Origin of the sequence: Cyanobium sp. BA20m-p-22, from assembly GCF_024346275.1 — a bacterium.
Classification (GTDB): Bacteria; Cyanobacteriota; Cyanobacteriia; order PCC-6307; family Cyanobiaceae; genus Cyanobium_A.
Window position 1 is genome coordinate 1 of sequence record NZ_JAGQCQ010000132.1, and the last position, 9,478, is coordinate 9,478.

The 9,478-nt window shown below is 61.6% G+C and carries 15 protein-coding genes and 1 pseudogene; 13 read left to right on the top strand and 3 right to left on the bottom strand.

Annotated elements, in window-relative coordinates; genetic code table 11:
- The first annotated feature begins 979 nt into the window (after positions 1–979).
- From KBZ15_RS12035 to KBZ15_RS12060, 7 genes are all read left to right on the top strand, one after another.
- Positions 980–1,051: a dTDP-4-dehydrorhamnose 3,5-epimerase family protein gene (locus KBZ15_RS12035; protein WP_255015456.1), complete on the top strand. Its 72-nt coding sequence runs from the start codon at positions 980–982 to the stop codon at positions 1,049–1,051.
- Positions 1,052–1,847: 796 nt separating this feature from the next.
- Complete coding sequence (locus KBZ15_RS12040; protein ID WP_255015445.1) at positions 1,848–2,078, top strand: FitA-like ribbon-helix-helix domain-containing protein; 231 nt, start codon at positions 1,848–1,850, stop codon at positions 2,076–2,078.
- A 4-nt stretch (positions 2,079–2,082) separates the two neighbouring features.
- Positions 2,083–2,241 carry a hypothetical protein gene (locus KBZ15_RS12045; RefSeq protein ID WP_255015446.1) on the top strand — a complete coding sequence of 53 codons (159 nt, stop codon included), beginning with the start codon at positions 2,083–2,085 and terminating at the stop codon, positions 2,239–2,241.
- Positions 2,242–2,529, top strand: coding sequence for a type II toxin-antitoxin system VapC family toxin (locus KBZ15_RS18695; RefSeq protein WP_396123466.1), 288 nt, complete (start codon positions 2,242–2,244; stop codon positions 2,527–2,529).
- A 565-nt stretch (positions 2,530–3,094) separates the two neighbouring features.
- Complete coding sequence (locus KBZ15_RS12050; RefSeq protein ID WP_255015447.1) at positions 3,095–3,367, top strand: AbrB/MazE/SpoVT family DNA-binding domain-containing protein; 273 nt, start codon at positions 3,095–3,097, stop codon at positions 3,365–3,367.
- The gene (locus KBZ15_RS12055; RefSeq protein ID WP_255015448.1) at positions 3,367–3,783 is read left to right on the top strand and encodes a PIN domain-containing protein; all 417 of its coding nucleotides are present in this window, start codon (positions 3,367–3,369) and stop codon (positions 3,781–3,783) included. The genes KBZ15_RS12050 and KBZ15_RS12055 overlap by 1 nt, the downstream gene beginning before the upstream one ends.
- A gap of 472 nt (positions 3,784–4,255) precedes the next feature.
- Positions 4,256–4,498, top strand: coding sequence for an AbrB/MazE/SpoVT family DNA-binding domain-containing protein (locus KBZ15_RS12060; RefSeq protein WP_255015449.1), 243 nt, complete (start codon positions 4,256–4,258; stop codon positions 4,496–4,498).
- 219 nt (positions 4,499–4,717) lie between these two features.
- On the opposite strand, the gene KBZ15_RS12065 is transcribed toward KBZ15_RS12060, so the two are convergent.
- Both KBZ15_RS12065 and KBZ15_RS12070 read right to left on the bottom strand, forming a co-directional pair.
- The gene (locus KBZ15_RS12065; RefSeq protein WP_255015450.1) at positions 4,718–5,011 is read right to left on the bottom strand and encodes a hypothetical protein; all 294 of its coding nucleotides are present in this window, start codon (positions 5,009–5,011) and stop codon (positions 4,718–4,720) included.
- A complete protein-coding gene (locus KBZ15_RS12070; protein ID WP_255015451.1) occupies positions 5,008–5,274 on the bottom strand; it encodes a hypothetical protein in 267 nt (88 codons plus the stop codon). The genes KBZ15_RS12065 and KBZ15_RS12070 overlap by 4 nt, the downstream gene beginning before the upstream one ends.
- A gap of 137 nt (positions 5,275–5,411) precedes the next feature.
- Between KBZ15_RS12070 and KBZ15_RS12075 the strand changes: the two genes are divergently transcribed.
- The 4 genes from KBZ15_RS12075 to KBZ15_RS12090 all read left to right on the top strand — a co-directional run bounded on the left by KBZ15_RS12075 (position 5,412) and on the right by KBZ15_RS12090 (position 7,683).
- A complete protein-coding gene (locus tag KBZ15_RS12075; RefSeq protein WP_255015452.1) occupies positions 5,412–5,732 on the top strand; it encodes a hypothetical protein in 321 nt (106 codons plus the stop codon).
- A 206-nt stretch (positions 5,733–5,938) separates the two neighbouring features.
- Positions 5,939–6,862 carry a DUF2887 domain-containing protein gene (locus tag KBZ15_RS12080; protein ID WP_255015453.1) on the top strand — a complete coding sequence of 308 codons (924 nt, stop codon included), beginning with the start codon at positions 5,939–5,941 and terminating at the stop codon, positions 6,860–6,862.
- A 23-nt stretch (positions 6,863–6,885) separates the two neighbouring features.
- Positions 6,886–7,212: a hypothetical protein gene (locus KBZ15_RS12085; protein ID WP_255015454.1), complete on the top strand. Its 327-nt coding sequence runs from the start codon at positions 6,886–6,888 to the stop codon at positions 7,210–7,212.
- Complete coding sequence (locus KBZ15_RS12090) at positions 7,213–7,683, top strand: hypothetical protein (protein WP_255015455.1); 471 nt, start codon at positions 7,213–7,215, stop codon at positions 7,681–7,683.
- 187 nt (positions 7,684–7,870) lie between these two features.
- On the opposite strand, the gene KBZ15_RS12095 is transcribed toward KBZ15_RS12090, so the two are convergent.
- Positions 7,871–8,035: a hypothetical protein gene (locus tag KBZ15_RS12095; protein ID WP_255015457.1), complete on the bottom strand. Its 165-nt coding sequence runs from the start codon at positions 8,033–8,035 to the stop codon at positions 7,871–7,873.
- A 265-nt stretch (positions 8,036–8,300) separates the two neighbouring features.
- Between KBZ15_RS12095 and KBZ15_RS12105 the strand changes: the two are divergent.
- A pseudogene (locus KBZ15_RS12105) lies at positions 8,301–8,951 on the top strand (NAD-dependent epimerase/dehydratase family protein); the annotation flags it as partial.
- An 84-nt stretch (positions 8,952–9,035) separates the two neighbouring features.
- On the top strand, positions 9,036–9,478 hold a 443-nt coding region (locus KBZ15_RS12110; RefSeq protein WP_315859884.1), incomplete at its 3' end, for a polysaccharide biosynthesis protein.

Consider the following 9,478-nt stretch of genomic DNA (forward strand, 5'->3'; position numbering starts at 1 on the left):
TTTTTTGGCAGAGGATTGCTCGTAATCACCGAATCCGAGCTGCTTGCTGCCCATGAACCCAGTCCGCACCTGCGATTACACGTGTATTTTCGCGCGGATGGCTCGGGTTTTCCAGAGTCTCCCTAGCCAAGAGTTCCTGTGCTATGCAGTTCCCGCATAATCCCCCCCCCCTCTCGCTCTTCATGTGCCAGAATGAAGTATGGTTTTGAGGCTGATGAGCACTGCTCTCGCCCGAGCCACTGTTTTATACCCATTTTGTCTATGGCCCCCGCGGGATCTTGGCTAATATCTGTTGTCAGACAGTTGGCCCGGCCTGAATAACCGCTTTTGGGTGGTTCTGCTAATTGTTTAGGGCACTGTTGAGTTCCCTTGTGAAGCTGCTGCAGAGGATTGTGCGGCTGTTTAGACTTGTCTTGACCCCCTGTACGTTCTGCTGGAGATCAAGTCTGCCAGATTTATTTTGGCTCAGAATGGGTAGGGGAAGGGGCTTGGCTCTTTTGCGCTGAATCCCATGAGCCTATTTTATTAGCTGAGGAACATGGCTCTCTGTGGATACCGGTGCAGGCGCCAAACTGACCCACCACTATACCCCTCCTCTCTGTGTCGACACTTCAAACCAGGATCCCTGGGCCGCCTGCTGGCAGAGTTGATCATGCACCACGTCCTGTTGAACTGGGAAACTTACCGCGCAGCCCTGATGCCGGCCAGTGGTTGAGCGGACTGTTGTCGCATGAGACCATGTTGCCCAGCTGGCTGCCGAGAGCTTTGGGGCTCGCTCGTTCACTTGCCGGGGGCGTTTCGGGCCCCTTGGCTGTACGCGACAGACCACTGCCGGGCTCTCGATCGGATCCTGTGCCAATGGAAGCTTGGCAGCACCTATTGCATCGGCGGTGCTCGCGACTTCTGTGGGGAAGCAGCCCGCCAGAGCGTGCTTCAGGAAGCGGGCCTTCCCGAGCTGCTGCAGCCGTAAGCAAAGCTTGTGCGTTGCGCACGGGGCCAGGTGTTTGATAGTGGCGTGGATGTGCGGCGTAGCTCCCCCACGTTTGGTTAGTCTGTGGGCTTGCCGCCGGGCTGGTCGCCAACACTTGGGGGTGGGGTCTTGCCCCGCGTTTTCGGTGCGGAGCCGACCTGCCGGCAGATCCTCTGAGCCACCAGTTACCGCAGCCCTTCACGCTCTCCATCTCCAGGCCCCTCCAGGTGGAACTTGATGGGTGGCCTTGAGACCTAAGGGCCCAATCAGCCTCCTACCTTCACCAAGCTCACGCTCCTACCAAGCAACGAAGTCTGAGTGGTTGAGTAGCTGAGTCCACGACCGGCCAGGCGCTGGAACCGCTCTGGCGATCGACCGCTAAACCATTTTGCCACCACCCCCACGGTGGCTTGGGTCGAGTGGATCCGGCACCAGGAATTTACCGATTCACGTGACCTCGAAGGAGTGGCCCCGAGGCCGTTGCCATACCCCTGCAGCACGTGCTGGACACGAGCCCTGGCACCAACAGCAGCACTCCAACACGGCGATGGGCTCTGCCGGGCTGGTGCTGTGTGCCCGAAGGGCGCCCAGGGCCTGAACTGCTTTACCTGGTGCGGCGGCAAGGTCTGTTGGCTGTAGCTGCCAGATCTAAATCTTTGACTGGCACTGGCGCGACCCCCAAGCCGCGGGCGGACCAAAATTCTGGTCAGAAGTGTGCGTCTTGGCCGTGACACAGCCGGTATCCCTGTCTGAGGCCAAGGCCCGCCATGGCAAACCTCTGCAGCGCTCAAAGCTGTGTCAAGACCTGGCGTGACCGTTCTGCTCAACACCAACGTGTTGTCCGATGGCATAATGAGATCAGTTGATGCGAAGTAAAATGGCATCACTCAGCTTGCGAGGATTGTCGGATCAGACCTATGAGGGCCTGCGGCAGCTCGCCAGCAATAACCACCGCAGCATGCAGGAGCAGGTGCGGCTCCTAATTGAACGGGAGGTGCGCTACGCCCAAGTGGGTGGGGTGGAGCGGGCCAGGCGATGGCGTTCGCTGCTTGCTGGGCGCCATTTTCCAGATATAGCTGCTGACATTCAGGCCGACCGCAGCCGCTGAAGCGATGGCCTCATCAGCACAGACCCATGCCAATATTTTTGTACTGGATACCTCTGCCCTGCTGAGGCTTTATCTGGCTGATGGTCCATTGCCCCCCTCATTGGAGCTCGCCATTCAACGGGGGTGCAGTGGCGATGCCTTGCTGTTGATTCCCGATCTCTGACTGCTTGAGTGCGCTTCTGTGCTCTTGAAACAGGTGCAGCGCCAGCTGCTCAGCTTGGATGAATGCCGTGCTCTCCTTACGGATCTGCTGCAGCTGCCGCTTCGGCCCACTAGCGCCAGTGAACTGGCTATAGCAGCGCTTGAGCAAGCTATGGCCCTCTCTTTAAGTGTGTATGACGCTAGTTTCCTGGCTCTTGCGCTAAAGCATGACGCACTTTTAATTACAGCAGACCAACAATTAGCCAAGGCAGCTGCTTCCCTTGGTTGTCTCGCGGACGCTGAGCGGTGAACCTCCGCTGAGTCTGTAAGAGGCCATCGCGCAATGGCGTTCAGCTATCTGCAGAACCTGCTCTCAAGCGGCCTGCCTGTGCTGCCTTACGACAATGCTGCGGCGCTCTGGCATGGCGAACAGCGCGCTCGCCTTGAGGCATGTGGATTGCGGCCTGGCTTTGCTGATGGACAGATCGCCGCGATTGCTGCTGCCAGGGCGGGGTCACACTCCGCCAACTCAACCACCGCCCAGCTCCTGGCTGGCGGAAAACACTTGAGGCGCCCCCTCTGATTTGCAGCTGTGCAGGAGTTTGTACAGCTGTACAGACTCAGAGAGGCGCCCAAATGGAGATGGCGGTTGACTCCCCCCCTGAGCCACCAGGCACCCCAGCCCGAACAAACCACTCAGCCGGCTGCCGCTAACGAGGCCCCAAGCCCACCAGGCCACGCACGGGCTGCAGCCCGAACCTCAGGTTGCAGCTTCCTTTTCGCCAGCCAGCGCCCGCAGCCGTGTGCTGCTGCCGGAGGCGCAGACGCACGAGATCTGGCAACGCCGCTAAGCTGAAATTCCGCATTTCAGAGCAATGCAGTTTCTGAAGCATGACTCTCTGCGAGAGGTGCTCACGGTGTCGAGCCGTGGCCAGATCACCTTGCCCGCCGAAATGCGCCGGCACCTGGGCATCGAACCGGGTGGCGCGGTAATCGTGGAAGACTGCGGCGGTGAGCTGCGACTCAAGCCAGCAGCGGTGCTGGAGGTGGAGTCATACAGCGATGAGGTCATCGCCGAATGGGATCAGGCTGATGCACTCTCGGACCAGGAACGCCAGCAGATCCTTCTGCGTCTCACTGCCCAGTGATGCGTGTGTTTTTGGATGCCAATGTGCTCTTCACCGCTGCCCACAACTCCAAAGGCAAGGCCGCGCTGGTGATCACGCTGGGTTCAGAGGGACTGTTTCAGCTCGCTACCAGCGCCTACGCCAAGGAAGAAGCGCGGCGCAACCTCGAACGCAAAGCTCCCGATCGTTTGTCTGAGTTCGGTCGACAGCTGAGCAAGATTCGGCTGGTTCCAGACAACCCCTGCATTCCCTGCCCAGCAGATCTTGCCGTGAAGGATTGGCCGATTTATAGGGCTGCACACGCCTGCAAAGCCAATGTGTTGCTCACCGGCGATCGCCGCGACTTCGGGTTTCTGATGAATGCCCCTGAGCTGGCCGATGGGCTGTTGATCCAGCCCGTAGCGGATTTTCTTGCTGCGCTCGGTGCTCCGGGATGACGCGCAGGCCCTGCCGCTGCAGCAGCTGAAGAGGGGCCTTGATCGGCTGTTCAGGGTTCTGTACAGCCTGTACGGAATAGTTCGCGCCACCACTTCAGCACTTTTCGAGCTGCTGGACGCATGAGCGTCACGGCCGATCTGCCAGATCTAAATCTGTGGCTGGCACTGGCCTGCCCACCAATCCGCGGGCTGACTAGAAATTTGGTCAGAAGTGTGCGTCGTGGCCGTGACACAATTGGTATCCCTGTCTGAGGCCAAGGCTCAGCTGGCGTACCTGGAGAGGAGGCTGTCAAGAGCTGGCGTGACCGTTCGCCGGCAGCACGGCTTTGATTCGGTCAGCCTGTAGGCGAAGCCTTCTCGAAGAGAAGCAGTTGCCCACCAATCTGTATGGCCGATCCGGTAGTTGGCGGAAGCGGTGGCGTGCGCTGCTGCCTACTCGCCTTACACTGGTAAGACATTCGAGCGGGGCCGTATGGATGCGCTGCTTACCCTGTCATCCAAGGGCCAGCTGGTGATCCCGGCACGGTTGCGTCATCTTTTGGGTTTACAACCAGGCGACCGGCTGGCATTGAGCCTGGAGGCTGGTGGGCTGCGACTGGTTCCCGAGGACTGCGAAAAAAGCAGCTCGGCCCGCGCTTTGATCGGCTGCGCTGGATACCAGGGGCCGCCCCTGAGCTTGGAGCAGATGGATCCGGCATTTTTCGCCGAACCATGAGTTTGCCTGTGGCGCTCGACACCAAGGTGTTGTGTGAACCGATGCGGGAGCGGCGTGCCTGTGCGGGTGACACGCAACATCAGCGATTTTGCGGCGGTTGATGGGCCGCAGCTGCTCAACTGGTTCTCTTCGCCATGCCCCCCTGATCACCCATGCCGACCGCATCTTCGTGGCCGGCCTCCGCGGTATGGCGGGCAGCGCCATCTGCCGTGCATCGCTTCAGCGATAGGCCGAGTCGTGATCCGGATGGAGCGAGAGCAGCCGGAGCCAGGTGCCATCGCGCCAAGCCACGGCGCGGCAGCTTCGGCTGATCCGCAGGGAATAGAGCCGTTCTCCGCTGGGCCCTTGGCGGCTTTGGATCAGCTCCCAGTGCAACCCTTTGCTGCTTTGCAGTTGCTCCCAGCTCATGGCCTGTAGCAGGCGAAGCGTCTTCAGAACAGCCCAGGCGTCTGGCTTATGGAGGGCCAGCAGGTTGGCCTGAAATTCCGGATTGTTGAGGTCGAGCTGAATCACCGTTCGCCCAGATGCTGCTCCAGGGCCTCGAGATCGGCAACCTGTGCCGGTTGTCCCATGGCGGCCATGGCACGATCGAGCCGATCGGCGGCTTCCGGTTGATGCAGCCAGAGCTCGCTGTCAGGGATGGTCTGCGCCGTTTTGATCACCCAGACCCCAGGCTCGCTGCTGTCGACCACCACCGTGCGCCCAGCGAACTCCTTGCCCAGCGAGATCTGGCCGCTGGCGCCCACTTGCTTGATAACTTGCTTCGGCGCTTTCATGCGAGGCTCGCTTTCATGCCTTCATGCTAGCGATCAAGGGCGGCGCGCCGCCGGCTGTTCAGGCTTCAGTACAGCCTGTACTGAACCTCTAAGGCTGTTTTTGAGCGACCGGACTTAGCGACGCCAACGCCACTACCGTGGTGAGGTCGATAGAGACAAGGCCAGGTAACGGCACCATTCCGGCCGCCTTCATCGCCATGATCGGCCGCGATCAGCGCTACAGCGGACCAGGCTTTGGGGCCTATCTGTTGGTGGATGCGCTGCGGCGTATCGCCCAGGCGGCGGATTCCCTCGGCATCGCTGGCGCGCTACTGGATGTGCTGGATTGCGACGACCCCCACCGCACGGCACGGCGCCAGGCGCTCTACGAGAGCTATGGCTTTCAGCCTTTGCCATCCAACCCAACCAGGCCCTTCCTACCCCTCAACGCCATTCGCGAGCTGATGGCAGAGCTCTGACGCCGCCCACACCACATCTGGTGTCTTAAGCCCCGAAATTCCAAAGCGCGCTGGAGGAGCTGCCCCCTGAGCCACCAGGCACCCCAGCCCGAACAAACCGCTCAGCCTCCTGCCGCTATCGAGGCCCCAATCCCACCAGGCCCCGCAGGGGCTGCAGCCCCACCCCCAACCTGCGGCTACCTTTCGCCAACGAGCGCCCGCAGCCAGTGAATACCGACCGCTGGTACTACCGCGTCTTCCAGAGCGCCCCCGACCTGATCCGCGCCCTCCTGCCTGGTTCGGATGCCACGGTCACCGCGCTGGGCCTCGACCCAGGCGCCCCCGGTGATCGCCTCTATCGCTTTGAAGCCCTTGAGATCAAAGAGCTCAGCCACCGCCTCGACGGCGTGCTCTGGCCCAAGGAGACCACCGGCTGCGCCGAAACCGGCAGTCCGGAGTTCCCCGTGGTGCTCCTGGAGGTGCAGATGCACCCCGATTCAGGCTTCCACCACCGCCTAGCGGCGCAGACCTATCGGTTTCTGCAGCAGCAGCCACAGGTGGAGCACTGGGCGGTGCTGGTGATCACGCCCCACGGCCGCCTCAAGCTCGGCCCAACCCAGGCGCTGCAGGTGTTCCTGGAGCAACAGGTGATGTGGCTCAACCTGGAGGAGCTGAGCCGGCAGCCGAATCTCGACCCCCTGCTCAACCTGCTTACCTTGCCAGTGCGGCCCGAAAACGAGCTGGCCGCCAGCAGTCAGCAGATCCTGGCCAGGCGGCCTGATCTAGACACGGTTGTGCTGCCTATGCTGGTGCAACGGTTTCCCCAGCTCAGCGAGGAACAGATCATGGTGATCGCCGGCATCCCCCGCGAAGAGATCCGCCACACCCGGGCGGTACAGGACTGGCTTGCCGAGGGCCGCCAGCAGGGCCGCCAGGAAGGCGAAGCCAAAGGCCGCCAGGAAGGCGAAGCGGCAGTCACCCTCCGCCTCCTCAACCGCCGCTGCGGCCCCATCAGCGAGGCCACCACCGCCCAGATCCAGGCCCTGCCGCTGGAGCAGCTGGAATCATTGGCCGACGCCCTGCTCGACTTCCAGGGGCCAGCTGACCTATCCGCCTGGCTGGCGTCGCCATCATCTCTACAATCCCTTTAGTAGCTTCTGGCAGCTCAACCGCCATGACGGCCTTCACCTACGAGTGCGATCTCGACCACCCGGTGTCGGCGGAAGTTGAGAAGACCATCCGCGACGTTTTGAAAGAACTCCTGAGCAGCCAGGGCTTGGAAGGGGTGCTGGTGAATCCAGGGCTCGACCACGATGGCGATCCGGTGCTGTTCGTGCACCTCAAGTTCCGGCTTGTGAAGCCCGGCATAGACCCTGAAATTCTCAGCCAGAGCACTATCTCCGTGAGCCGCGCTCTTTGGAAAATGGGGGAGCGCCGCTTTCCGCACCTCCGCTACGATTTCCACGATGATCAGCGGATCCTGGGCACGGAGAACTGGTGAGTGGCACTCTCCAGTGATCTGATCGCAACGGCCCGCCATCTGGCCAACGTGCATCAGCGCCGGCCCCGGCAAGCTGATCTACGGCGATCCATCAGCACGGCGTACTACGCCCTGTTCCATGGGCTGGCTGAAGTGACGGCGGGAAGGTTGGTAGGCAGCACGGGTGCCACACAGAAATCCGCTGCTTGGTCGCGGGTGTATCGAAACCTCAACCACCTGACGGCCAAGAAAGCCTGCAGCCGCCCGGAGCTCCAGGGTTGTTCCCAAGACTTGGCCCAATTTCTTGCGGCCTTCCCACGCCTGCAGGAGCTTCGGCACCAAGCGGATTACGACCCAGCGGCTCGCTTCAAGCAGGGAGAAGCCTTGAGCGCTGCTGATGATGCTGAACGCGGCCTGGCAGGGCTCCAAGCTGCCCCACGCGATGAACAGCTTGACTTCATCACCCTTGCCCTCGGGATGACGCGCACTTGATGCGTTGGCTGCAGTTTCCGCAGGAGTGGCCCTGCTCGACTTCCAGGGGCCAACCGACCTATCCGCCTGGCTGGCCGCCAACAGCTGAAGCAACACCTCTAAGGCTGTTTTTGAGCGCCTTAGCGTCGCCAACGCCACCACCGTGGTGGGGTCGATAGGGACAAGGGCTGATGGCGCTACCAGACGATCAAAGGGTGCACGTGATGGGCAGCAGCTCAAAGCCCTGAGCGATGAGCTGCTGGGGCAGGTTGTTGAGCAGTTCGCCGATGCCAGGCCATTTGCCCAGGCGCACCTTGGTGGCGATCTCCCAACCGGAAGCGGCGCTCACATAGACGGCATGGGTGTCGAGCAACAGCTCCTGGCGGCGCGGGCGAGGGCTCGAGAGGCACCAAGCGCGCCCAGGGCTTGCATCCTTTGGCCACAAGGATCGTTTCACCGGCATGGGCGGCATCGATCAGCCGTGAAAAGTGGGTTTTGGCCTCATGCACATTCACAACACGCTCCGCCGTATGGCGGCTCCCGATTTCAGGCAGGGGCGCGAATCCATCGACAACCAACTTCGTCCGCCTGTGGACCAACCAGGAGGGGTGGGCTGATGGATGGACTTATCACAGCCGGTGACCGCATCTTCTTGGCCGGCCACGGTGGCGGTGATGCGGCTGCTGTTTCTGGGCAGCAGTTGCATCTACCCAAAGCTCGCCAAGCAGCCGATCCGCGAGGAAGCGCTGCGCCTGCAACACGGCTTTGATGCCATCTGCCTATAGGCGAAGTCTTCTGCGATGCAGTTGCCCACAAATCTGTATGGGCCGGGCGACAACTACCACCCCACCAATAGCCACGTGCCGCCGGCTCTAATCCGTCGCTTCCATGAGGCGGCCGAAGCCAACGCACAAAGCGTGATCTGTTGGGGCACAGGCACACCCCTGCGGGAGTTTCTGCATGTGGATGATCTGGGCATGGCCTGCGTGTTTGCGCTGGACCACTGGCAGCCGCGGCCTGAAGAGCATCAGTTCCTCAATGTGAGCACCGGCGTGGATCTGACGATCCGTGAGCTTGCCGAAGCGGTGGGAGCGGCAACGGGATTCCAGGGCGAGATCCACTGGGATGCCAGCAAACCGGATGGCACCCCTAAGAAACAGTTGGATGTGAGCCGGCTGGCCGAGTTGGGGTGGCGGGCGCGGATTCCGCTGGCGGAGGGATTGCGGAGCACAGTGGCCCAGTTCCGCGAGGAGCTCAGCCAGCGGCTGGTGCGGCTGTCGCTGAGCTGAAAGGAACTGGCGATGTAGACGCAGAGGCAAACCCACATCCACCAGGAGCTGCATGGCAAGGCCTGGGCAGAGGGCATCGAGCTGGTGTCAGTGCTCGCCGATGTGGCCGATTGGCCCCTGCTGGAGATGCTGCTGCGCCGCCATGGCATCACGGTGCTCTTCCATGCGGCGGCCTACAAGCATGTGCCGTTGGTGGAGACCAATGTGTGCGCGGGCCTGGCCAATAACATCTTTGAAACCTGCTCTGCGCTTGATGCGGCCAAGGCCTGCGGACTGAAGCGCTTCACCTTGATTTCTACGGATAAGGCGGTGCGGCCCACCAATGTGATGGGGGCGAGCAAGCGGGTGTGTGAATTGCTGGTGCAGGATGCGGCGGCCCGGGTGGCGGAGCAAGGCAGCGGCCCGATCTGCTCGATGGTGCGCTTTGGCAATGTGCACGGCTCATCGGGTTCGGTGGTGCCGCTGTTTCGCGAGCAGATTGCGAGCGGCGGCCCGGTCACGGTGACCCACCCGGAGATCACCCGTTA